Below are 22563 nucleotides of genomic sequence, written 5' to 3' on the forward strand. Positions count from 1 at the left end.
AGCGTGATCGTGACTGCTCGCACTGTGGTCGATCACGCTAGCCACCCAGCCAGCCGCCCTGCTGCACGCCATAGAGCACCACCGCCAGGGCCACGAGGCCCAGCCAGGGCACCCAGCCCGGCATGGGGCCGCGCGGTTTCTTGACCGGTGGCACCGGCTTCTTCTCCGGGCGGCGGAATTTGACGACGTTTTCGTTCATTGCGCATTCTCGAGGATGGCGGCGACACCTTGCCCGCCCGCCGTACAGACGCTCAACAAAGCGCGTTTGCCTGGTGCCGTCGAGAGCAGTTTGGCCGTGAGGCCCAGGATGCGCGCACCGGTCGCAGCAAAGGGGTGGCCATAGGCAAGGCTCGAGCCCTTGACGTTGATCCTGGCCGGATCGATCGCGCCCAGCACCTCGTCGCGGCCGAGGACGTCGCGGCAATACGCGGGATCGTTCCAGGCCTCGAGCGTGCACAGCACCTGGGCGGCAAAGGCTTCGTGCAGTTCGAAATAGTCAAAGTCGGCAAAGCTTAGCTGCTGCCGGTCCAGCATTTCGGAGACAGCGATGGTCGGCGCCATGAGGAGGCCTTCGCCTTGGGCAAAGTCGTTGCCGGCGACGCGGCCGGTGGTGAGATAGGCGAGGATCGGCAGGCCACGCTCACGCGCCCAGTCCTCGCTGGCGAGGAGCACGGCCGAAGCGCCGTCGGTGAGCGGCGTCGAATTGCCGGCCGTCAGCGTGCCGTGACCGCTCGACTTGTCGAAGGCGGGCTTGAGCGTCGCCATCTTGTCCAGATTGGCGTCGGCCCGCACATTGTTGTCGCGCACCAGCCCGGCGCAGGGCACGAGGAGGTCGTCGTGAAAGCCCTCGTCATAGGCTCTGGCGGCATTGCGGTGGCTCGCAACCGCAAGCGCGTCCTGCTCCTGCCGCGTGATGCCCCATTCGCGCGCCATCAGCTCGCAATGCTGGCCCATGGAGAGGCCGGTGCGCGGCTCGTTGACCGATGGCGCCACCGGCGTCAGTTCGCCAAACGAAAAGCCCTTGAACGCCTTGAGCTTCTCGCCGCCGCTTCGGGCCTTGTTCACCTCGAGGAGGCGATGCTGGAACTTGTTGCCAAAGACGATCGGGCTGTCGCTGACCGTGTCGGAGCCGGCAGCGATGCCACTGTCGATCTCGCCCGAGCGGATCTTGGCGGCCAGGACCAGCGCGGCCTGGAGGCTCGTTCCGCAGGCAATCTGCATGGTCGTGCCCGGCGTGCGCGGCGACAGGCCTGCATCGAGCACGGCTTCGCGCGCTATGTTGAAGTCGCGCGAATGTGCGATGACCGATCCGGCCACCACCTCGTCGATTTTTTCGCCCTTGAGCCCGTATTTGTCCGCTAGCCCCGCCAGCACGGTGCCGAGCATGGAGAGGTTGGTTTCCTCGACATAGGCGGTGTTGCCGCGCGCAAAGGGAATGCGCGCCGAACCGACGATGGCGACTTTTCGAAGTTCAGTCATTCCTATGCTCACCTTGTTGCACCGGATGTTTCAGTCGACTCCCTCCCCCTTGCGGGGAGGGATCAAGGGTGGGGGGATGTTTGGCCCCAATCCTGATATCGGGGCTCCGAACACCCCCTGCTAGCTTCCCCCGTCGAGGGGGAGGTGCCCCGCGGTGGATGTGACCACATATTCCCTATCAAACCCGTCCATCCTGTCTTGCCTTGAGCGGTCCGCCGAGGAAAGGCGCAAAGCCCGTGCCCATGATCACGCCGATATCGGCCAGTTGCTCATTGGCGACGACGCCTTCGGCGACCACCACTTCGGTCATGTCGACCAGCGGCTTCACCAGTTCGCGGCCCAACCCGGCGAGGTCGGCATGGGCGGGGGTTTCGCCCTTTTGCGCCTTGCCATCGACCCACTTGTAGAAGCCTTCGCCGGTCTTGCGCCCGAGCTTGCCGTCCTTGACCAATCGGTCGAAGCGGGAGCCCTCGGGGACGGCATGACCGAGTTCGGTCGCCACCGACTTGCCGACATCGAGGCCAACCGTATCCATGAGTTCGATCGGGCCCATGGGCATGCCAAAGGCGACGGCGGCGGCATCGAGCAGTTCGGGACTCTCGCCGCGTTCCACGCGTTCGACCGCGCCCAGCATATAGGGCATCAGCACCCGGTTGACGAGGAAGCCCGGGGCGGACTTGACCACCACGGGCGACTTGCCGATGGCCAGGGCAAAGGCGGCACCTTTGCCGATTTCGGCATCGGTATTGAAGCTCGAACGAATGACCTCGACCAGCGGCAGCTGCGCGACGGGATTGAAGAAATGGAGGCCGATCAGCCGCTCGGGCTGCTTGAGCTTTTCAGCAATGCGTTCCAGTTCGATCGAGGACGTGTTGGTGGCAAGGATCGCGCCGGGCTTGAGCTGGTCTTCGAGCCCGCCAAAGATCGCCTGCTTGACCTCGAGCTTTTCGACGACCGCCTCGATGATGACGTCAGCCCGCCCAACGCCCTTGCCGGTCGCATCGGCTTCGAGCCGCATGACCGCGGCATCGACTTCGTGCTTCTTCTTGAGGCGCTTGCGGAACAGCTTCTTGGCCCGGTCGAGCGCCGGCTTGATGCGCTCCATGTCGAGGTCCTGCAGCGTCACGCTCATGCCGCGCAAGGCGCACCAGGCAGCGATGTCCCCGCCCATGACGCCGGCGCCGATCACATGCACCCGCGCGAACCTGACGCCCTTGGTGCCCTGTTTCTTGAGCCCTTCGGAGGCAAAGAACACCCGGCGAAGGTTGGTTGCGGCGCTCGAGCCCATCAGCGGCACGAAGGCATCGACCTCTCCGGCGATCATCGCCTGCCAGTCGTCGCCATGCCTTTCAAACAGGTCGATGAGCGCAAAGGGCGCCGGATAATGCTCCTGCCGCGCCTTCTTGCGGGCCTGTTCGCGCATCTTGTTGGCGACATAGCCGCGCAGCGGGCCCATGGCCATCGCGCGCTTGTGGAAGGGCGCCTCGCTGGAGCGGCGCTTCTGCAGCACCGCCTTGCGCGCTTCCCAGCGCAGCATGTCGCGGTGGCGCACCAGCTTGTCGACCAGGTTGAGCCCGCGCGCGGCGCCCGCCCGCAGCATCTTGCCGGTCAGCATGATCTGCATGGCATCGACCGGTCCGACCTGGCGGATGGAGCGGCCGGTGCCGCCAAAGCCCGGGAAGATGCCAAGGCCCACCTCGGGGAAGCCAATGCGGGTCTTGTCGTCATTAACCGCCACCCGGTAGTGGCAGGCCAGCGCCAGCTCGAGGCCGCCGCCGAGGCAGAAACCGTGAATCCCGGCAACTACGGGAATGGTGAGCTGTTCGATGCGCGCCAGCAGCGCATGCGTCCGCCGCAAGGCATCCGGCAGCACCGAAAAGTCGCTCATGGCGTCGAATTCGCTGATGTCGGCGCCGGCAATGAAGCCGCTATCCTTGCCGCTGAGGAGAATGATGCCGGCCAGTTCGTTGGAGCGGGCGAGTTGCTCGAAGCGCTCGACCAGCAATTCGAGCTCGGCAATGGCCTCGCGGCTCAGCGTATTGACCGGGCCGGGCGTGTCGATAGTGAGCCATCCCAGCTGCTCTACATCGCGGTGGAAGCGCCAGTTTTTTGTTTCCGGCATCTGCGGCTGGATCATTTTTGCTCCTCACGTCCTTGATGTCGCCCGTTCACCGGGCGAACTCCCTCCCCCTGCGGGGAGGGTTAGGGGTGGGGGGCGAGAGCCCCGGTATGGGGGCAGCCCTCCCCCCACCCTTGATCCCTCCCCGCGAGGGGGAGGGAGTCGACTGCACCTACGGTTCCTACTCCGCCGCCACCTTGTGTTTCTCCGGCGCGCGGAGTTCGTCGCTGGCGAAATCGTCGACCTTGACTGCGCGTTCGGTCGCCTCTTCGGCGGCGCGCATGATGCCGGCCTCGTTGTCGTTGAGCACGCCGGCTGCGACTGCATCGGCAATGGCGTCGCGGTCGAGCCGGCGCTCGATGACGCCCTTGCGCGACGCCTTGACGAAGCGCGCCTCGATCTCTTCGGCCTCGGTGACCTTGATGAAGGCGTCCTCAAGCACGCCCGTCACGTCATCGGGATCGGTCGTCACATAGACGCCCGTCGTCAGGCGGTCGCGGAATGCACCGGGCCGCAGGACCGAGCGGACGAAGCGGTAGTTGACCCGGTCGCTGGCCGGCTTGGCATGCCGCCCCAGGGGGAAGCAGAGGAAGCGCATGGCGCCGGCAAAGAACGGATTCGGGAAGTTGCTGAACACCTCGTCGAAGGTCTGTTCCATCGAGGCGACGCGATCGGCCATGATGGCTTCCACCAGTTCGCGGTCTTCGGGCAGTTGCCCCTCGTCCTCAAAGCGCCGCAGCGTGGCGGACATCATGTAGAGGTCGCCCAGGATATCGGCCATGCGGCCCGAGATCTTCTGCTTGCGCTTGAGCGCACCGCCCAAAACCACCGTGGTCCAGTCCGCCGTGAGGGCAAAGGCCTGCGAATAGCGATGCAGCCGCCGGTACCAGTGGGCCATGGGGCCATCATTGGGCGTCGAGGCAAAGGCACCATTGCTGATGCCATGGAGGAAGCTTGCCACGATGTTGCGCAGCATGAACTTGGTGTGGCCGCCAAAGGCCTGGTCGAACTGGTCGAGCCCGACCCGGCGATCCTTGTTCTGCGCTGCCTGCACTTCCTTGAGGAGGTAGGGATGCGCCCGCAGCACGCCCTGGGCAAAGGTCATCAGCGTCCGTGTCAGGATATTGGCGCCTTCCACGGTGATGGCCACCGGCAGCGCCTGGTAGGCGCCGAACAGGTAGTTGTTGGGTCCATCCTGGATGGCGCGCCCGCCATGGATGTCGAAGGCGTCGTCCATGCTGTCTCGCATGGCTTCGGTCGCGGTATATTTGAGAAGGCCCGCGATCACCGCGGGGCGCTGGCCCTCGTCGACCATGGATGCCGTCAGCCGCCTTGCGGCTTCAAACGTATAGGCGCGCTTGACCATCTCGCCGAGCGGCTCGGCCACGCCCTCCATGATGCCGACGGGAATGCCGAACTGCCGCCGGACCCGCGCATAGGCCGAGGTGGCGCGCAGGGTGGCCTTGATCGAGGTCGTGCCGATGGCCGGCAGCGAGATGGCGCGGCCGGTGGAGAGGCATTCCATCAGCATGCGCCAGCCCTGCCCCGCATAATCGGTGCCACCGATCAGGAATTCCATGGGGATGAACATGTCTTTGCCCCGCACCGGACCGTTCATGAAGGCCTGCCGCGCGGGGAAGTGCCTGCGCCCGATGTCGAGGCCGGGATGGTCATGCGGGATCAGCGCCAGGGTGATGCCGATATCGGCGCCCCGGCCGAGGAGATTGTCGGGATCCTTGAGAATGAAGGCGAGGCCCACAAGCGTCGCGATCGGCGCCAGGGTGATGTAGCGCTTGTCGAAGCTGAGACGTACGCCCAGAACTTCCTTGCCCTCGTAAGTGCCTGTGGTGACGACACCGATGTCGCGCATGCCACCTGCGTCTGAGCCGGAATGGATGCCGGTGAGGGCAAAGCAGGGCACGTCCACGCCTTTGGCGAGGCGATGGAGATATTTCTCCTTCTGCGCCGGCGTGCCGTATTTCTCGAGCAGCTCGCCGGGCCCGAGCGAATTGGGCACCATGACGGTGATGCCAGCCGCAACCGAACGGCTGGAGATCTTGGAAACAATCATCGACTGCGCCTGGGCGGAGAAGCCGAGGCCGCCATGTTCCTTGGCGATCAGCATGCCCAGGAACCCCTCGTCCTTGAGGAACTGCCAGAGCTCGGGCGAAAGGTCGGCGCGATTGTTACGGATATCCCAGTCGTCGGTCATCCGGCAGGCAGTTTCGGTCTGGTTATCGAGAAAGGCCTGCTCTTCGGCCGTAAGGGTCAGCGGGCGGATGGCATTGAGCTTGCTCCAGTCCGGCCGTCCGGAAAAGAGCTCGGCGTCCCAGCCGACGGTGCCGGCATCGAGCGCCTCCTGCTCGGTGCGGCTGACCTTGGGCAGGATGGATTTGACCGCGCCATAGATGGGCGTGATCAGGAGCGGCTTGCGCACGGCTTCGATGCTGAGCAGCAGGAACACCACGCCAAGAACGAGGAGGAACCAGCTGCCGCCGTCCAGTTCGTAGCCGACGCCCACCTCCGGGAAATGCAGCCCGGAAAAGAGGCCGATCCCCACAAAGGCGATACCCCAGTGCCAGAGCGGGCTTTCACGCATGGCAAGCACGGCAAAGACCACAAGGCTGACGGCAACGACGGCAAAAAACATGGCCCCTCCGGCGCGGGCGCCTGGCGCCCTGTTCATCCCACTCCTCCAGCGGCCGCGTTGCAACCGCTGGCTCTTCTGGAACGCAGTCTAGCAAGGTTTACGTATACGTCAACCGATGACCGAATACGTCTCGCCGTGCCGGAATGCGCGCACCTGCAACGCGCGGCGCATCCAAAGGTTCGGAGAGCCGTTTGACGTTAACGTCAAGGCGTGGAATATTTCGTGGAGATAGGCGTTAAGCCCGCAGCCGGAACCGGCAACTGGAGGAACCATGGCCACTGTGACCGATACTGCCGCCCCCTTGCGTCCGTGGATCGCGAGCTATCCGGAAGGCATCGTCTGGGACGACACGATCGACACGCGGCCGGTCCATGAACAGGTCCTGGCCGCCTGCGCCAAGGATCCGAAAGCCATTGCGCTCGATTTCCTGGGCGGCACCACCAGCTTCGGCGAACTGGGGCGCAAGATCACGGCCTTCGCCGGCGCCCTCCAGCAGCAGTTCGGCGTCGGCAAGGGCACGCGGGTGGCCATCATGCTGCCCAACACGCCCTTTTACCCCATCGCCTATTTCGGCGTGCTGCGCGCCGGCGGCACGGTGGTCAACTGCAATCCGCTCTATACCGTGCCCGAACTCAGCCATATCGCCGCCAATGCCAGCGCCGACATCATGGTGACGCTGGACCTCCAGCAGATCTACGAAAAGGCGGAGAAGCTGGTCGAGGCCGGCCACGTCAAGGCGCTGATCGTCTGCCACTTCCCCGACGCTCTCCCCACAGTCAAAAAATGGCTGTTCTCGATCGCCAAGCGCAAGGACCTGGCGCGCCTCGGCGCCTCGCCGGTGCGCGACAAGGTCACCATGTTCAACGACCTCATTGGCCGGAACGACCAGCCCAGCCCCGTCGCCATCGATCCGCAGCAGGACATCGCCGTCCAGCAATATACCGGCGGCACCACCGGCATCCCCAAGGGCGCCTTGCTGACACATGCCAATATTTCGGCCAATATGAGCCAGATCGACAAATGGGGCGGCGGGCTTTTCTACCCGCCCTCCAAGGTCGTGGCGGTGCTGCCCTTCTTTCATATCTTCGCCATGACGGTCTGCATGAACGTGCCGCTCTGCAACGGCACGCAGGTGGTCATGCTGCCGCGTTTCGAGCTCAAGGCCCTGCTCGATCTCCTGACCCGCACCCGCGCCAATGTCCTTCCCGCCGTGCCGACGCTGCTCAACGCCATTGCCCGCGCCGGCCATGTGACGCCGGCGCAACTGGCAAGCCTTGAGGTCTGCATTTCCGGCGGCGCGGCCCTGCCCGACGAAATCCGCCACGCCTTTGGCCAAAAATCCAAGGCGCTCCTCGCCGAAGGCTATGGCCTGACGGAAGCCTCGCCCGTCGTCTGCTGCGCGGCCTTGCGCGTCCCTTCCAAGCCCATGTCGATCGGCATGCCCCTGCCCGGTACCGATATCCGCTTTGTGGGCGTCGACAGCGGTGAAGTGGTGGGCATCGGCGAGGACGGCGAGCTGCAGGTGCGCGGCCCCCAGGTCATGGCCGGTTATTTCGAGGACCCTAAAGCCACCAGAGACGCCTTCATGGATGGCTGGCTGCGCACCGGCGACGTCGGCCATGTCGACGCGGACGGCTATGTGTTCCTTGTCGATCGGATCAAGGACCTCATTATCTGCTCGGGCTTCAATGTCTATCCGCGTACCATCGAGGAAGCGCTGATGACCCACGAGGCGGTCGAGGAGACCAATGTGATTGGCGTACCCGACACCTATCGCGGCGAGGCGCCGGTCGCCTTCGTCAAGCTGCGCGACGGCCACGCCGCCACCGAGGAAGAGCTCAAGAAATATCTGGCCGAACGCCTCAACAAGATCGAAATGCCCAAGGAGATCATCTTCAAGGATGCCCTCCCCAAGACGCTGATCGGCAAGCTCAGCAAGAAAGAACTGCGCGCTGAATATGCGCAAACCAGAGCCAGCAAGTGAACCACGCCGCTCCCGATAATCGCGACCTTTTCGCTATCGCCGACCTTGCCAAGGAATTCGGCATTTCGACCCGCGCCATTCGCTTCTACGAGGCCAAGGGCCTCCTTTCGCCCGAACGCGTCGGCGCCACCCGCATCTTCCGCCGCCGCGACCGAGCGCGGCTGATCCTGATCCTGCGCGGCAAGCGCCTCGGCTTCTCGCTGCGCGATATCTCCGACTATCTCAGCCTCTACGACGCCGATCGCAACCAGCAGGTCCACCTTCTCACCGCCAAGGTCGACGAACGCCTCGCCTCGCTGGAAGCGCAACTGCAGGACCTGCAGACGACGATCAAGGAGCTGCGCGAGATTCGGAAGCTGGCGGGAGAGCGGCTGGGAAAGGCGGGATAGCATGTTCGAGATAGGACAAGGACGAGACTTGCGGCAACAAGCCGTCGCCCTCGCGCGCCGCCGTGCACGGGAACGCCGATCGCAGCGGAAAACCAACTATCTCCTGAGTTCTTCAGCAAACGCCGAGCGTCTGGCTGAAGGCATTCGCCAGCTGAAAGCTGGTCACTTCGTTCAAGCGGAATGGGGTCCGGACGGGCAACCTGGTGAAGATCAATTACTGACGTCGGTGCCGCTTTCTCCCGTTGCAGGAGAAGGTGCCCGAAGGGCGAATGAGGGGTTACTTCCGCCTCTTCACATTCTTCGTCATAAGATCCGGCTTCTTGGGTTTGACCCAGCCCTTGGGTGGCTGGCGGACAGGTACCTGGGTGCCCAGGCCCATGGCGCCCGGCGGTGGCTGGCCGACGGTGACCGTGTCGGGATCGGCAGGGACTTCGCCCTTGAGGCGCGCGATCTCGTTGCGCAGCTGCGTCGCCTTTTCGAAATTCATGGCCTCTGCCGCCGCCTGCATTTCCTTGCCCAGCGCCAGAAGCCGTTCATTGATCGATCGTGACGACATCGGACCCTCCCACATCTCAGTAGACCTCATGGTGAGCCTGTCGAACCACGAGGTCGTGGCACCATAGCGCGCCCGACCTCGTCCTTCGACAGGCTCAGGACGAGGTCTCGGGGCATCCTAAGTCGCCCCGATAAACACAGCCATATCCTCCAGCGTCGCCGCTTCACTGGCCGGCTTGTCCCAGCGGATGCGGCTGATGCGGGGGAAGCGCAGCGCGACGCCTGATTTGTGCCGAGTCGATTCCTGCGCCGAATCGAAGGCGACTTCGAAGACCAGTTCCTTGCGCACCTCGCGTACGGGGCCGAAAGCCTGCAGCGTATTGGCGCGGATCCACTTGTCGAGCTGCTTGAGCTCCTCGTCGGTGAAGCCGAAATAGGCCTTGCCGATGGGGACGATCTCGTTGCCCTTCCAGACCCCGAACGTATAGTCCGAGTAGAACGAGCTCCTCTTGCCATGCCCGCGCTGGGCATACATCAACACGGCATCGACGACATTGGGGTCGCGCTTCCACTTGAACCAGTAGCCCTTGGGTCGGCCCGGCACATAGGGCGAGGAGCGGAGCTTGAGCATTACGCCCTCATGGCCGTGCTCGTCCGCCCCCTGCCGCCGCTGCTGCGCGAGGTCTTCCCAGTCGTTGAAGGGCAGGATCTCCGACACGTCCATCCGCGTCTGCGGATTGGCGGCAAACCATTGCTCCAGCCGTTGCCGGCGCTCCGTCCAGGAAAGCGTCCTGATATCCTCCCGCCCGTCAAACAGCATGTCGTAGACGCGGATAAAGGCCGGGCTGTCCTTGAGATGCTTGGCCGAGGCAACCTTTTTGTTGAGCCGCTGCTGCAGATCGTTGAAGCTGCGCGCTTCGAAATCCTTGCCCACCAACAATTCGCCGTCCAGCACTGCCCGTCCATGGACGTTCTCGACGATGTCGGGAAAGGAATTGGCGATGTCGTCGCCCGTGCGCGAGAACAGCGAAACCGTCCCGCCGCCCAGCACCAGCTGCACGCGGATGCCGTCCCATTTCCACTCGGCCGAGAAATCCCTGGGGTCGAGCTTGCTCAGGTCCTTTTCCTCGTCGATCGGGTTGCTCAGCATCAGGGGGTGAAAGCGCGAAGACTGGTCGATATCGGGGCGCGGCGCCTTGCCGTCGAGCCAGGCGAACAGATCGAGGTAGGGCACCTTGAGCCCATGCCAGACCTCCTCGATCTCCTGCACATCCACCCCGCTCATTTCGCTCAGCGCCGTCTTGGCAAGCCGCGCCGAAACGCCGATCCGCAGGGCACCCGTTGCGAGCTTGACCACCGCCCAGCGCTCGTTGATCCCCGCCCGCGTGAGGAGCGAGGCGATCAGCCTGGGCAGGTCGCTCTTGCTGGTGGTGTTGAAGAGTTCGATCAGGTCGGTGAGCGAGGGCAGTTCACCCTCTTGGCCGTGATGCGGCCAGATCAGCGCTATGGTTTCGCCTAGGTCCCCCACATAGTCGTAGCTCATGGCAAACAGCGTCGGGTCCACCTCGCGCAGGACGATGTCCTTGAGAAGAGCCGGCTTGACGTTGCGGAAGGTCAGGGCACCGGTCAGCACCGCGAGGGCAAAGCCGCGATCGGGATCCGGCACTTCGCGGAAATACTGCTTCAGTGCCGCAAGCTTGCGCGTGCGCGACGGCGTCAGCGCCAGGAGTTCGAGAAGTTGGGCAAAGCGCTTCATTCCTCCGTGCCCTCCCCGCCATCGTCTTCGAAGCCCTGGATGTTGAGCGGCTCGGCCTCAAGGCCTTGCGTGCGGCACCAATAAACCAGTGCATCCTCGCGCCCATGCGTCACCCACACGGTTTTCGCTCCCGTGTCGTGGATGGTCCGCTGCAATTCGCCCCAGTCGCAATGATCCGAAATCACCAGCGGCAGTTCCACCAGCGCCTGCCGCGCGCGTTGCTTCACGCTCATCCAGCCCGAGGCCTGCGACACGACCGGATCGGGGAAGCGCCGGCTCCAGCGGTCGCGGATGGCCGATGGCGGAGCGATGACGATCTGCCCTGCCATGGCAGCCTTCGGCATGCCCGTCGCCGGGATCAGCTCGCCAAGATCGACGCCCAGTTCCTGGTAGAGCTCGCAAAGCCGGATCATGGCGCCATGAAGGTAGATGGGCTGGTCCCAGCCTGCATCGCGCAAGAGCCCGATCACCCGTTGCGCCTTGCCCAAGGCATAGCACCCGACCATGTGGCAGCGCTCGGGCTGGTCGGCGATCGACTTCAGCAGCCGCCCGATCTCAATTTGGGGATGGGGGTGCTGGAACACCGGGAGGCCAAACGTGGCCTCGGTCACGAGGAGATCGCAGGGCACCAGCTCATAGGGCTGCGCCGTCCGGTCAGCCAGGCGCTTGTAGTCGCCCGTGACCACGACGCGCTGGCCGCCCTGCTCGATCAGCACCTGCGCCGAACCCAGCACGTGCCCCGCCGGAAAGAAGGTAATGGTGACGTCGTCGATCTGGAGTGGTTCGCCGAAGGGCAAGGCCTGGAAGCGCCCAGCGCAATCCTCGCCATAGCGCACCTTCATGATGGCGATGGTATCAGGCGTCGCCAGCACGGCGCCATGCCCGCTTCGCGCGTGATCGGCATGGCCATGGGTGATGATCGCCCGCTCCCGCGGCACCGGCGGATCGATAAAGGCGTCGATGGCGCGGATATGAAGATCGCGGTCGAGAATGGGCTGCGGCATGGCCGATTCAACGTGAGAGCCCGCTGAAGGTTCAGCGGCCCTAGTCGGGCAGGAGTGGGTCGAGAACTTCGAGCGGCGTACCCTCGAGCTCGGGAACCAGAGCGGGCAGGTCGGCGCCTGTGAGGAGTTCGATTGCCTGCGGCGCCAGCCAGAGGCCGAGGGCTGCAACGATCGCAAGGGCTCCCCACCAAGCCAGGGTCAGCAAGCCATCGCGCGCCAGCAGGCCCAGCGCATAGACGGCGATCACCGCCGCCGCGATGGTGGACGACATGGGGATGAATTCAAGAAGCGGCATGATAGCGCCGAGCAGCAGGCAAACCCCAGCCCCCAGGCGCCGCATCGGCTGCCGCGTAAACACCAGCAAGCGGCGCCGCACGACGCCGTCGGTCATCTGGCTTACGGGAAGCAGGAACTTCAACAGCTTCTCGGCGTGCTTGGCCGAAAGCGAGCGCCACCTCAGCCAGCCGGGCAACCAGATCTGCCGGCGCCCGGCAATGATCTGCGCCGATACGATTGCCGTATGGAGGCCGATCACGGTGGGCAGCCCCGGAACGATGCTGAGCGGCGAGACCACGATCAGCGCCGGAATCAGCAGCATGGGTGCCGCCGCCTGAACGCCGGCCACCTCCTGCAGAAGGCCAATGGAAATCGCCTCTCCCCGCGCCGTTCGCTGCTGAACCTTGCGTACGAGACGTGACAATGCACCCTCGCTGCGCGCTTCGGTTTTATCGAGCATGGTCGCTCCCGTTGTGGCTGGCGCGCCGGCCGATCAAAGGACTCTGCTCGTCTCGAGCAGCCCCGGCCGCTGGTCGCTGGCCGCGGTGATCGCCGCCTCCCCGCCCAGCACCACGACATGGCCCTGCCGCGCCACGGCGTCCACGGCTTCCGCCATGCGGCGGAAATCGGCGGTCGTGGTGCCCAGGATCTCGTCGCGCCGCTGCTGCCGGAGGGCGTCCGTCGTGCCGGTCAGCTGCCGCCACATGGAGGAATAGCCCTTGGCATCGGGGAACTCATAACCGTCCACATCGCCGATGACGCCGATGATCGATCGCGTCAGGTCGGTGTCGCCAATCGGCGCATGGAGGGCCCGGCTGGCACCGTCATAGACGTCGAGGGTCTTCAGCAAGTTCGGATCGCGATAGCTGACGAAGCTGAAATTGCCCGAGGTCAGGTCGAAGCGGCTGGAGCCGCCATAGGCACCGCCCTGCACGCGCACCTTGTCCCAGAGGTAGGTGGTGTTGAGAAATTTCAGCACCACGCTCGAAGCGCCGCTGAGCTCGAAGCCGAGTTGGCGCAGATTGGCGCCCTTGCCCACGTAATTGACCTGCGCCGGAATGATCAGCCCCTCGGATCGCTTATGAAAGGCGATGTTCCAGTCGGCAAAGGGATGCAGTGTATCGGGCAACCGGCCGAGGAAGGGTTCGATTTCCCCCTGTGCCCGGTCCCACAGGCTGCCATCAGCGGTGACATTGACCACCATCCGCGGGCGATTAAACAGCGTATCGCGAATGCGCCTGAGCACCGTCTCCACGCCGGTCCAGTCGCTGTCGACGCGCTTCACCAGATCGCGCAGGAACTGCAGATAGCTGACGCCGCCCAGCTGTTCGGCGATCCAGCTGGCTTCCGTCAAACCTGATTTGAGCCGCGTATCCACGATGGCATTGCCGCTCGGCACCAGCCGCGCCTCGAAGCCGGCCTTTTCTTCGAGCGCCATCTGCCGGAAGCGCTCGCGGTTATCCAGCCGGGCGTCGAGCAGCACGTCGCCCATGATGGCAAGCATGTCGTCGAGCTTGTCCGGAACGGCCTTGCCCGAGAGGAAAAACCAGGCGGCGCTGCCATCGCTGCCCTGCCGCGCCGCCAGCGCCCGATGCTGGGCGATGCCGCCGGTAGATTGGCCGATCCTTTGCGTCAGCGAGACGAAATTTTCCTTGCCCGTGCCCGTCTGTAGCAGTGCCCGGCCGAACAGCGGCAGGTAGGGCAGCAGGTCCTTGTCGAGCACGTGGAGGTCGAAGCCGAGGTCGAGATAGACGATGCCCAGCGTCGGCAGGTCGTGGCGGAACAGCCGCGTGCCGGCCAGGGTGCCGATCTCGATGGGCACGGTACGGCTTTGCCGCGGCAGGTCTGCCAGGGTCAGCGTCGGGATCTTGGCCAGGAGCTCGGGGGCATCCACCGCTTCCTGCAGGGCCTTGAGCTTTTCGGTTTCCGCGACGGTCGCCTCCAGCCCCGCCTGGTCGAAGGTGGCGCGCTTTTCGGCAAGGATCGCGGTTTCCTTATCGGCCTCGCGCTTTCCCTGCTCGGGATCGGCACTGAGCGTCACCGTGGTGCGGTGCATGTTGTCGAGGAACAGCCGCCCGATTTCCCGCTCGAAATGGCCATTGGCGGCCTTGTCGCGCAGGGTGGCCAACGCTTCCTCGAAATGGAGCGCCGAAAGCGGGTCCCCTTCATGCAGCCAGGTGCCCAGCGCGTTGAACATGTAGATCATGCCGCGCGGCATTGAACCGGTGTTGTTTTCGCGCAGCGAGAACTCGAAGGTATTGGCCGCCGCCGCCAGCTGCTCAGCGGAAAAGCCCGTTTCCGCCACCTGTCGCAGGGTGTCTAGGATCAGCGTCTCCACCTGCTCGGCATTGGCCGGGTCAATGCCCTTGAGGCCAAAGCTTGCCATCGGCTGCCGCAGCCCTGAACCGATGCCGCCGCCGGTGATCCCCTCGCCCAATCCGCTCTCCGTGAGCGCCTTGCGCAGGGGCGCCGCCGGATTGCCGGCGAGGAGATAGCTCAGCATGCCATGCGACAGAACCTCGGTCCGATCGGCCGGTGGATCGATCATCCAGTTGACCGAGACCATGCCGTCCCGCCGCGTGTCGCCGTCCCGGGTGCCGGCATAGGTGGCCACCACCTGCCGCGGAGCGTTGAAGCGCGGCTGCAGCTGGACCTCGGCGTCGACCGTCTCCCGCTCGAACTGCGAAAAATATTCATCGAGGATGCGCAGGCGCTCGGCCGCATCGTCGTCGCCCGAAAAGAAGGCTCGCGTATTGGAGGGGTGGTAATAAGTCTGGTGGAAGCGCTTGAACTGCTCGTAGCTCAGGGCCGGAATGGCCTTGGGATCGCCGCCCGAACTCTTGCCATAGGTGACGTCGGGGTAAAGCGAGCGCTGCGCCAGGTCGCGCATCACCGCATCGGGCGAGGAAAATACGCCCTTCATCTCGTTGAACACCACGCCCTTGTAGACCAGCGGGGAGCCGGTATCCTCGAGCTCGTAGTGCCAGCCCTCCTGGCGGAACGTGTCCTCAGTGATCAGCGGAAAAAACACCGCGTCTAGATAGACGTCGACGAGGTTGTAGAAGTCCTTGAGGTTGAGCGAAGCCACCGGATAGACGGTCTTGTCCGGAAAGGTCATGGCATTGAGGAAGGTGTTGAGCGATCCCTTGATCAGCTCCACGAAGGGCTTCTTGACCGGATATTTGCGCGACCCGCACAGCACCGAATGCTCGAGGATATGGGCGATGCCCGTCGAGTCCTCGGGTGGCGTCTTGAAGGTGATGCCGAACACCTTGTTCTCGTCGTCGTTAACAAGGCTCAGCACCTCCGCCCCCGTCTTCCTGTGCCGGAACAACTGCGCCTGCGAATTCACCTCCGCGATTTGTTCGTCACGGATGAGCTCGAAGGCGGGATGAGACATGGGAAACTCTTGTTGTCGTTCTAGCGCCCTAACCTAGGTGCGACGGGCTCAATCAGCTAGAGGCGTCGGTCGAGATTGATCAGTGTACACTTTTCGTGTACACAAGTCAGAGTCGTGCCATAATAGGCCGACTAGGTAATTGTGCCGCCCACACCCAGGAGTAGGGATATGCCTAGCAACAAAGGTTCTGGAGCGGCAACTTGGACTTCGAATGGGATGAAGAAAAGCGCCGAAGCAATCTTGAGAAGCACGGCGTGGACATATTTGTTGCGGCCCTAATTTTTGATGGTCCGACGTTTAAAAGGGAAGACCGGCGCCACGACTATGGCGAACTGCGCTTCAAGTCGATCGGTCTGGTCGATGACACCTGCTATGTCGTCATTCATACCGAGCGCAATGGCGCAACCCGCTTGATTTCTGCCTGGTTAGGAGGCCGACGTGACCGAAGAGACTTGGAAGCGCATCTCTCTGGATGAACTGCGCCGCATGAAAGATGCGGGTGAAATCCAGCACAATCCCAACGCACCTGAAGGCCCTGAACTCGGTGAAGACTTTTGGGCAAACGCGGTCCTGGTTCCGCCGCGGTCAAGCAAGTCGGTGCACCTTAAGCTCGACGCCGAGGTTTTCGAATTCTTCAAGCGGCAGGGCAAGGGCCACATCACGCGCATGCAGGATGTGCTCAAGGCCTACGTGAAGGCCCATGAAGAAAAAGCGGCCGGCACGGCGGGTGAGAAACCAAAGCGCCGCGCCGGCTGACCTTAGACGTTGCCCCGGATCGCCGGCTTCACGTCCTTTTCATACCACTCGCCGAGGCGACCCATCAGCGCTGGGAACAGCGACTTCTGCTCGCTGGCCGCGACATTGTCTGCAAGCTGTTGCGGCTTGCTGACGCCAGCGATGATGGTCGAGACCTCTGGATGGTCGAGAATCCAGCGCAGGGCGAACTGGCTCATCGGCATGGCCTCGGGAGCAAGGCCGCGCAGCTCTGCCACCAGCTCCACGCCGCGCTCGAAGGGAATGCCCGAAAAGGTTTCGCCCACCGAGAAGGCTTGCCCATCGGCATTGTAGTTGCGGTGGTCGCTCTCGTCGAAACGGGTGGACTTGTCGAACTTTCCGCTGAGGAGGCCACTGGCCAGCGGCAGGCGGACGATGATGCCGACATCCTGTGCCGCTGCCTTTGGCAAAAGCTCCTTGGCCGCATCCTGGCGGAACAGGTTGAAGATGATCTGCAGCGTCGCACAGCCCGGCTGCTCGAGGCAGATCATGCCCTCGTCGATGGTTTCGACGCTGGCGCCCCAATGGCGCACCAGGCCCTCGGCCTTGAGTTCGTCCATCCACCCGAAGATCTGCCCGTCGCGCAGCACCTCGGTGGGCACGCAATGGAGCTGCGCGAGGTCCAGCGTCTCGACGCCGAGGCGCTGCGCCGAGCCCTGGAGGCTCGCGCGGATGCCGTCCTTGGAATAATTGTTGGGGAAGAGCCCGCCGCCGCGCCCGAGCTTGGTGGCGACATGGACGCCCGGTCCCTTGGGGTGGCTGCCGATCCGCGTCTCGCTGAGGCCGCCGCCATAAACGTCGGCCGTGTCCCAGAAGGTCACAGCCGACTGGTTGGCCGCTTCCAGAATGGCCTTGGCCGTGTCGTCGCCGACCGGGCCGAAATCCCCTCCAAGCTGCCAGCAGCCCAGCCCGATCTCGCTGACCTGGTAACCCGTCTTGCCCAAGCGTCGTGTTTTCATGGTTCTGGTCCTTTGCACCCGGGCCGCATCGCCGCTGCGTCAGCGTAAACGGCTGACGTGCCTCGGCGATCCGGCCACTTTATTCGAAATAATCGGGATGATCGGCAATGGTCTGGTTCAGCAGCACTTCGGCCCGGGCAAGATGCGCCCGCATCGCCGCCTCGGCACCCGGCACGTCGCCTTGCGCAACGGCGGCGACGATCAGCTTGTGCTCGCTGATGGCGCGCTGCGACGAGGATGAACCCAGCGTCAGGTAGCGCACCCGATCGAGCTGCATCTTGTGATCGTCGATCAGTTGCCAGGCATATTCCACCGAGGCGAGCCGCGCGAGGGTGCGATGAAACAGTTCATCGAGCGTATGGAAGCGCCGGCTGTCATCGGCGTCGGACGCCGCCTCCTGCTCGGTGATCAGCGCATCCATTTCGGAGCGCGACTCGGCACCAGCCTGTGCGGCAAGACGCCGGATGATCTCGACTTCGATCGACTCGCGGATGAACCGCGACTGCCGCACGCCTTCGGGAGAGATCTTCTTGACCACCGTGGCGCGCTTGGGCCGGATCAAGAGTAGCCCCTGCTGCGCCAGCCGGATAAAGGCCTCGCGCACAGGCTGGCGGGAGACGCCATAGCGGCCAGCAATGTCGCTTTCGGAAATCACGTCGCCCGGCTTAAGGGCCATGGTGACGATGTCGTCACGCAGGGCACCGACCACGCGCAGAGCCATGGTTTCCTCTGCCGCCCCGGACACGATTTCAGCCATTGTTTGTCTCCGCCTCCACCATGTGCCACCTGCCCTGCCCGGCCCGCCCGCCAAATGCAAGCTTCCACAGGATTCTGCCGGCACAATCAATGCCCCGCCGGCGCCCAAAGAAACAGTACCTCTTTCCAATCTTGTATGGTAGATGCGATCAACCCGTTCGGGATCGCCCAAAATATTCAACCGGAGGAATTCGATGGCCAAGACTTACGCCCTGGTGGGGACCGGCGGCCGCGCCCGCATGTTCTATGAAGCCATCCTTGGTCCGCATCGCGATCAGTCCCGGCTCGTTGCCCTTTGCGACACCAACCAGGTGCGCATGGACTTCACCAATCGCGTGATCCAGCAGGAACTCGCGGGCGATGCGCTCCCCACCTACAAGGCGGCGGAGTTTGCGCGCATGCTGTCCGAGCACAAGCCCGACACGGTGATCGTCACCTCCATCGACCGCACCCACCATCTCTACATCATCGCTGCGCTGGAAGCAGGCTGCGACGTCATCACCGAAAAGCCGATGACGACAGACGCCGAGAAGTGCCAGGCGATTCTTGATGCCGTGGAGCGCACCGGCAGACAAGTCCGTGTCACCTTCAACTACCGCTACGCCCCTCACAATTCCGCCCTGCGCGAGCTGATCGCCGAAGGCGCCATCGGCACCCCGACCTCCGTCCATTTCGAATGGCTGCTCGATACCCGCCACGGCGCCGACTATTTCCGCCGCTGGCACCGCGACAAGCGCAATTCGGGTGGGCTCATGGTCCACAAGTCCACCCACCATTTCGACCTCGTGAACTTCTGGCTCGGCTCCCAGCCAGACCTGGTCTTCGGCATGGGCGATCTCAAGTTCTATGGTCGTGCCAACGCCGAACAGCGCGGCGTCTTCACCCCCTATACCCGCACCACCGGCGTCGAGGCCGCCAAGGACGACAAGTTCGCCATCGACCTCACCTCAAACCCGGTGCAGAAGGGCCTCTACTGGGACGCCGAAAAGGAAGACGGCTATCAGCGCGACCAGAACGTCTTCGGCGACGGCATCTCCATTGAAGACACTATGAATGTCATGGTCCGCTACCGCAACAAGGCGGTGATGACCTATTCGCTCTACGCCTATGCCCCCTGGGAAGGCTTCAACGTCGCGATCAACGGCACCGGCGGACGGCTCGAGCTCACCGTGCACGAAACCTCCTACATCAATGCCGGCTCGACCTCGGACACCGAAGGCGCCGCCAAGGGCGTCAAGCTCTACCACTTTCCCCTTCATTGCGAAGCGCGCCAGGTGCCGGTCAAGCACGGCGAAGGCGGACATGGCGGCGGCGACAAGATCATGCTCGAGGAAATCTTCGGCAATGCCACGCCCCGCCCCGGCTACGGCGCCAACCACCGCGACGGCGCCCTCTCCATCCTCACCGGCATCGCGGCCAACCAGTCCTTCCAGACCGGGCTGCCGGTCGACGTTAAGACGCTGGTCAAGCTCTAGTCCGCTCCTACAGCGATAGGATTCCAGCGAGGGCTCGGGGTCCATGTTCGTTTCCAACCAAGCACCTGGCCTGGCTTGGTTCGCCGCGTAAGTTCCGGCTTTCGCCGGGTGACAAAAGAGGATTGGCAAACCGGAAACCTTTCGCCCCTAACTCCCGTATCTCGCTCAGATCATGATCAGGGAGCACCCATGGCGCGCGAGACGTTTACCGGAACGGCCTGGATCACCGGCGCGGGCACCGGCATCGGGCGAGGCATTGCACTGGCACTGGCCGCGCGCGGCATGACGGTGGCCGCCAGCGCCCGTACCGAAGCCGATCTCCTGTCCCTTGCAGCAGAGGCCAAGGGGCCTGGCTCGATCCTTCCGGTCCGGCTCGATGTCACGGATGAAGAGGCCGTCCGCGCAGCCGTGGCCCGGATCGAGGCGGAGGCTGGCCCCATCACCCTTGCCATCATCAACGCCGGAACCAACAGCGAAGTCACGGCGCAAAAGTTCGATACCGGAAAGTTTGCATCCGTGATGGAGATCAACCTCCTTGGCGCAGTCTATTGTCTTGGCGCCCTGCTGCCGCGCCTGCGCCAGCGGCGTTCCGGTCGCATTGCCCTCGTGGCGTCGGTGGCCGGGTACCGCGGCCTGCCGACGGCCGCCGCCTATGCGGCCAGCAAAGCAGGCCTCATCGCCATGACCGAATCGCTCAAGCCCGAGCTTGAAGGCGACAATGTCGAGCTCACGCTGATCAATCCCGGCTTTGTTGATACGCCGCTGACCCGGCGAAACACCTTCCCCATGCCCTTCCTGATCGATACCGATGCGGCAGTGCGGGCCATCATGCGCGGCCTCGAACGCGGTCGCTTCGAGATCGTCTTCCCCTGGCAGATGACCATCTTGATGAAGCTCCTGGGCGTGCTGCCTTACCGCCCGTTCTTTGCCATCACCCGGCGCATGGTGCGCCGGCTATGAAGCACGGTGCGGCCGGTGCGGGTAGACGCGCAAGCCCTTGAGCAGGAGCTTGACCGCCTCCCAGTGGATCGCCGCCGTCACCTTCATCGTCATCAGGGGATGGGCAAGCACGGCACGCAGCAACGCCGCATCCGTCAACGCGGTGCGCTCTCCGCTGAACGTTGCGGTCAGCAGCACGTCTTCCCGGTCGCTTTCCACGATGCCGATGCGCACCGTCTCGTCCGGCGGCGTGATGGTGAAGTGGTAGACGCAGTCCATCGGCATAAAGGGCGAGACGAAAAACGTCTTGGGGCAGCTGTGCCGGACCGTGCCCTCGCTTGCCGGCAGCACATAGGCGTGCCGTTCGCCATGCGTATTGTGCACTTCATGGATGATGGCGGCCAGAGTGCCATTAGGCCGGTGGCAGAAATAGACGGTAAGCGGATTGAACACATAGCCCAGCATCCGCGGATAGCACAGCATGCGCACTGCACCGCCCGCCGTGATCCCCGCTCTTGCCAATTGCGCGTCCACCCATGGGCGTAGCGGTCCCCCGTCTCCATGGTCGCGTTCATGAAAGCTCATGAGGCCCCAGCGATTGATCTTGAGCCAGCGTAGCGACAGGCGGGGCAGTTCATCGAGATCGAGCAGGAGCGAAAACACCCGATAGCTCAGCCGGTGCCGCTTCGGGCGCAGCCTTTTATGGGTGACCACGCCTGTATAGATGGCGCTGCCGCTCACTCTGCGGCTTCCAGCAGGGGCGCAGCGGCGATGCGGCTCGGAGGTATCGGCCACGGCCTTGCCACGCCGAAATAGTCCGCAACCGCCAGCCCCGACTGCAGCGCATCTTCGTGGAAGCCGTAACCGAAATAGCTGCCGCAGAACCAGGTGCCATGGCGGCCCTGCAGCTGCCAGAGGTCGCGTTGTGCGGCAAGGGCGTGCTGGTCGAACAGCGGATGGTCGTAGTCATAGCTCTGCAGCACGGTGCTTGAGCGCGGCTCGCGCGTGGGATTGAGCGTCAGGATCAGTGGGTGGCGACGGTCGAGGTTTTGCAGCCGGTTCATCCAGTAGCTGACACAGAGCGCATCGTCCTCGGCATCGGCCTTGCTGCCGATATAGTTCCAGCTGGCCCAGACATGCCTGCGGCGGGGCATCAGTGACGGATCGTCATGCAGCACCGCACGGTTCTTCGTGTAGCGGAACGCGCCCAGCACCTCTCGCTCGAGCTCGTCGGCATCCTCGAGCAGGGCGAGCGACTGGTCGGCATGGCTGGCGAGGACCACATCGGTGAACACGTCGCGCTGGCCATTGCTGTCCTCGATCGTGATCAGCCCGCCCTGCCGGATGATGGAGCGCGCGCCCGGCGCCCGCAGCATTGTGCTGGAGCAGTCCTTGAGCAAGGCAGTCACATAGCTGCGGCTGCCGCCCTTGACGGTTCGCCACAGGGCGCGGCGGCCGAGCGTGAACAGCTCATGACTGGCAAAGAACCGGACAAAGGACTGCATGGGAAAGCCGCGGATAGCGTCGGGCGAACTCGACCAGATGGCGGCGCACATGGGCAAGACATGCAGCTCCACCAGGTGCCGGGAATAGCCATGGCGGTCCAGGAACTCGCCGAGCGTGACGCCCTCGATCTCGGCGCTGTCGAGCAGGCTCTCGGCATGGGTATAGAAGCGCACGATGTCGGCCAGCATGCGCCAGTAGCGCGGGCGCACCAGATTGCGCTTCTGCCCCACGAGGCCGAGCGGATCGCTAGAATATTCCAGCGCGCCGTCCCCTATGGATGCGGCGAAAGACATATGCGTTTCGGTGCTCTCCACCTTGAGGTGATCGAGCAGCGCCGTGAAGTTGGGATAGTTGGCTTGGTTGAAGACGATGAAGCCGGTGTCCACCGCCGTCCGGCCATAGGGGGTTTCCACGTCGACGGTATGGGCATGGCCGCCGGTCCAGTCCTCTTTTTCGTAGAGGGTGACCTGGTGCTTGCGGCTCAGCAGCCAGGCGGCGGAAAGACCGGCAATGCCGCTCCCCACCACGGCGATCCGGCGGCCACGGGAGAGGTTTGAAGGAAAAGGCTGTTGACGCAATTGGGCTATCCTAACATAGGTTAG

19 protein-coding genes are annotated in these 22563 nt (G+C 63.9%); 6 read left to right on the forward strand and 13 right to left on the reverse strand.

What is annotated here, in order from left to right; translation table 11 throughout:
• Window positions 1-37: 37 nt before the first annotated feature.
• The 4 genes from VIL88_RS05355 to VIL88_RS05370 all read right to left on the reverse strand — a co-directional run bounded on the left by VIL88_RS05355 (window position 38) and on the right by VIL88_RS05370 (window position 6248).
• A complete protein-coding gene (locus VIL88_RS05355) occupies window positions 38-199 on the reverse strand; it encodes a hypothetical protein (RefSeq protein ID WP_331986750.1) in 162 nt (53 codons plus the stop codon).
• Window positions 196-1479 carry an acetyl-CoA C-acetyltransferase gene (locus VIL88_RS05360; RefSeq protein WP_331986751.1) on the reverse strand — a complete coding sequence of 428 codons (1284 nt, stop codon included), beginning with the start codon at window positions 1477-1479 and terminating at the stop codon, window positions 196-198. The genes VIL88_RS05355 and VIL88_RS05360 overlap by 4 nt, the downstream gene beginning before the upstream one ends.
• 178 nt (window positions 1480-1657) lie before the next feature.
• Entirely contained in the window at window positions 1658-3616 is a 1959-nt protein-coding gene (locus tag VIL88_RS05365; RefSeq protein ID WP_331986753.1) for a 3-hydroxyacyl-CoA dehydrogenase NAD-binding domain-containing protein, read from the reverse strand.
• Between the two features lie 163 nt (window positions 3617-3779).
• Window positions 3780-6248 carry an acyl-CoA dehydrogenase gene (locus VIL88_RS05370; protein WP_331986754.1) on the reverse strand — a complete coding sequence of 823 codons (2469 nt, stop codon included), beginning with the start codon at window positions 6246-6248 and terminating at the stop codon, window positions 3780-3782.
• Between the two features lie 271 nt (window positions 6249-6519).
• On the opposite strand from VIL88_RS05370, the gene VIL88_RS05375 reads away from it, so the two are divergent.
• Together VIL88_RS05375 and VIL88_RS05380 are read left to right on the forward strand one after the other, a co-directional pair.
• Window positions 6520-8232, forward strand: coding sequence for a long-chain fatty acid--CoA ligase (locus VIL88_RS05375; RefSeq protein ID WP_331986756.1), 1713 nt, complete (start codon window positions 6520-6522; stop codon window positions 8230-8232).
• A complete protein-coding gene (locus tag VIL88_RS05380) occupies window positions 8229-8621 on the forward strand; it encodes a MerR family DNA-binding protein (protein WP_331986757.1) in 393 nt (130 codons plus the stop codon). Before VIL88_RS05375 ends, VIL88_RS05380 begins: the two co-directional genes overlap by 4 nt.
• Before the next feature lie 277 nt (window positions 8622-8898).
• On the opposite strand, the gene VIL88_RS05385 is transcribed toward VIL88_RS05380, so the two are convergent.
• The 5 genes from VIL88_RS05385 to VIL88_RS05405 form a co-directional block, all read right to left on the reverse strand.
• Window positions 8899-9177 carry a UvrB/UvrC motif-containing protein gene (locus tag VIL88_RS05385; RefSeq protein WP_331986758.1) on the reverse strand — a complete coding sequence of 93 codons (279 nt, stop codon included), beginning with the start codon at window positions 9175-9177 and terminating at the stop codon, window positions 8899-8901.
• 117 nt (window positions 9178-9294) lie between these two features.
• The gene (locus tag VIL88_RS05390; protein WP_331986760.1) at window positions 9295-10872 is read right to left on the reverse strand and encodes a cisplatin damage response ATP-dependent DNA ligase; all 1578 of its coding nucleotides are present in this window, start codon (window positions 10870-10872) and stop codon (window positions 9295-9297) included.
• Complete coding sequence (locus tag VIL88_RS05395; protein WP_331986761.1) at window positions 10869-11876, reverse strand: ligase-associated DNA damage response exonuclease; 1008 nt, start codon at window positions 11874-11876, stop codon at window positions 10869-10871. Before VIL88_RS05395 ends, VIL88_RS05390 begins: the two co-directional genes overlap by 4 nt.
• A gap of 40 nt (window positions 11877-11916) precedes the next feature.
• Window positions 11917-12612, reverse strand: coding sequence for an exopolysaccharide biosynthesis protein (locus VIL88_RS05400; RefSeq protein WP_331986763.1), 696 nt, complete (start codon window positions 12610-12612; stop codon window positions 11917-11919).
• A gap of 33 nt (window positions 12613-12645) precedes the next feature.
• The gene (locus VIL88_RS05405) at window positions 12646-15552 is read right to left on the reverse strand and encodes an insulinase family protein (protein WP_331986764.1); all 2907 of its coding nucleotides are present in this window, start codon (window positions 15550-15552) and stop codon (window positions 12646-12648) included.
• A gap of 200 nt (window positions 15553-15752) precedes the next feature.
• Between VIL88_RS05405 and VIL88_RS05410 the strand changes: the two genes are divergently transcribed.
• Together VIL88_RS05410 and VIL88_RS05415 are read left to right on the forward strand one after the other, a co-directional pair.
• The gene (locus VIL88_RS05410; RefSeq protein ID WP_331986765.1) at window positions 15753-16028 is read left to right on the forward strand and encodes a BrnT family toxin; all 276 of its coding nucleotides are present in this window, start codon (window positions 15753-15755) and stop codon (window positions 16026-16028) included.
• Window positions 15991-16308, forward strand: coding sequence for a BrnA antitoxin family protein (locus VIL88_RS05415; RefSeq protein WP_331986767.1), 318 nt, complete (start codon window positions 15991-15993; stop codon window positions 16306-16308). The genes VIL88_RS05410 and VIL88_RS05415 overlap by 38 nt, the downstream gene beginning before the upstream one ends.
• 2 nt (window positions 16309-16310) lie before the next feature.
• On the opposite strand, the gene VIL88_RS05420 is transcribed toward VIL88_RS05415, so the two are convergent.
• Together VIL88_RS05420 and VIL88_RS05425 are read right to left on the reverse strand one after the other, a co-directional pair.
• Complete coding sequence (locus VIL88_RS05420) at window positions 16311-17285, reverse strand: aldo/keto reductase (protein WP_331986768.1); 975 nt, start codon at window positions 17283-17285, stop codon at window positions 16311-16313.
• Between the two features lie 79 nt (window positions 17286-17364).
• Window positions 17365-18042 carry a GntR family transcriptional regulator gene (locus VIL88_RS05425; RefSeq protein WP_331986769.1) on the reverse strand — a complete coding sequence of 226 codons (678 nt, stop codon included), beginning with the start codon at window positions 18040-18042 and terminating at the stop codon, window positions 17365-17367.
• Window positions 18043-18235: 193 nt separating this feature from the next.
• Between VIL88_RS05425 and VIL88_RS05430 the strand changes: the two genes are divergently transcribed.
• Complete coding sequence (locus VIL88_RS05430; protein ID WP_331986771.1) at window positions 18236-19516, forward strand: Gfo/Idh/MocA family oxidoreductase; 1281 nt, start codon at window positions 18236-18238, stop codon at window positions 19514-19516.
• 189 nt (window positions 19517-19705) lie between these two features.
• A complete protein-coding gene (locus VIL88_RS05435) occupies window positions 19706-20476 on the forward strand; it encodes an SDR family NAD(P)-dependent oxidoreductase (protein WP_331986772.1) in 771 nt (256 codons plus the stop codon).
• On the opposite strand, the gene VIL88_RS05440 is transcribed toward VIL88_RS05435, so the two are convergent.
• Window positions 20471-21196: a DUF1365 domain-containing protein gene (locus tag VIL88_RS05440; protein WP_331986774.1), complete on the reverse strand. Its 726-nt coding sequence runs from the start codon at window positions 21194-21196 to the stop codon at window positions 20471-20473. The two genes, VIL88_RS05435 and VIL88_RS05440, sit on opposite strands and share 6 nt — an antisense overlap.
• A complete protein-coding gene (locus VIL88_RS05445) occupies window positions 21193-22539 on the reverse strand; it encodes an NAD(P)/FAD-dependent oxidoreductase (RefSeq protein ID WP_331986775.1) in 1347 nt (448 codons plus the stop codon). Before VIL88_RS05445 ends, VIL88_RS05440 begins: the two co-directional genes overlap by 4 nt.
• Window positions 22540-22563: the final 24 nt, after the last annotated feature.

This window comes from Devosia sp., from assembly GCF_036563435.1.
Taxonomy (GTDB): Bacteria; Pseudomonadota; Alphaproteobacteria; order Rhizobiales; family Devosiaceae; genus Devosia.

Bases quoted from the DNA above. Each gene is read 5' to 3' on its own strand.
- VIL88_RS05355 (WP_331986750.1), bottom strand. From the start codon at position 199: ATGAACGAAAACGTCGTCAAATTCCGCCGCCCGGAGAAGAAGCCGGTG.
- VIL88_RS05360 (WP_331986751.1), bottom strand. From the start codon at position 1,479: ATGACTGAACTTCGAAAAGTCGCCATCGTCGGTTCGGCGCGCATTCCC.
- VIL88_RS05365 (WP_331986753.1), bottom strand. From the start codon at position 3,616: ATGATCCAGCCGCAGATGCCGGAAACAAAAAACTGGCGCTTCCACCGC.
- VIL88_RS05370 (WP_331986754.1), bottom strand. From the start codon at position 6,248: ATGTTTTTTGCCGTCGTTGCCGTCAGCCTTGTGGTCTTTGCCGTGCTT.
- VIL88_RS05375 (WP_331986756.1), top strand. From the start codon at position 6,520: ATGGCCACTGTGACCGATACTGCCGCCCCCTTGCGTCCGTGGATCGCG.
- VIL88_RS05385 (WP_331986758.1), bottom strand. From the start codon at position 9,177: ATGTCGTCACGATCGATCAATGAACGGCTTCTGGCGCTGGGCAAGGAA.
- VIL88_RS05390 (WP_331986760.1), bottom strand. From the start codon at position 10,872: ATGAAGCGCTTTGCCCAACTTCTCGAACTCCTGGCGCTGACGCCGTCG.
- VIL88_RS05395 (WP_331986761.1), bottom strand. From the start codon at position 11,876: ATGCCGCAGCCCATTCTCGACCGCGATCTTCATATCCGCGCCATCGAC.
- VIL88_RS05400 (WP_331986763.1), bottom strand. From the start codon at position 12,612: ATGCTCGATAAAACCGAAGCGCGCAGCGAGGGTGCATTGTCACGTCTC.
- VIL88_RS05405 (WP_331986764.1), bottom strand. From the start codon at position 15,552: ATGTCTCATCCCGCCTTCGAGCTCATCCGTGACGAACAAATCGCGGAG.
- VIL88_RS05420 (WP_331986768.1), bottom strand. From the start codon at position 17,285: ATGAAAACACGACGCTTGGGCAAGACGGGTTACCAGGTCAGCGAGATC.
- VIL88_RS05425 (WP_331986769.1), bottom strand. From the start codon at position 18,042: ATGGCTGAAATCGTGTCCGGGGCGGCAGAGGAAACCATGGCTCTGCGC.
- VIL88_RS05430 (WP_331986771.1), top strand. From the start codon at position 18,236: ATGGCCAAGACTTACGCCCTGGTGGGGACCGGCGGCCGCGCCCGCATG.
- VIL88_RS05435 (WP_331986772.1), top strand. From the start codon at position 19,706: ATGGCGCGCGAGACGTTTACCGGAACGGCCTGGATCACCGGCGCGGGC.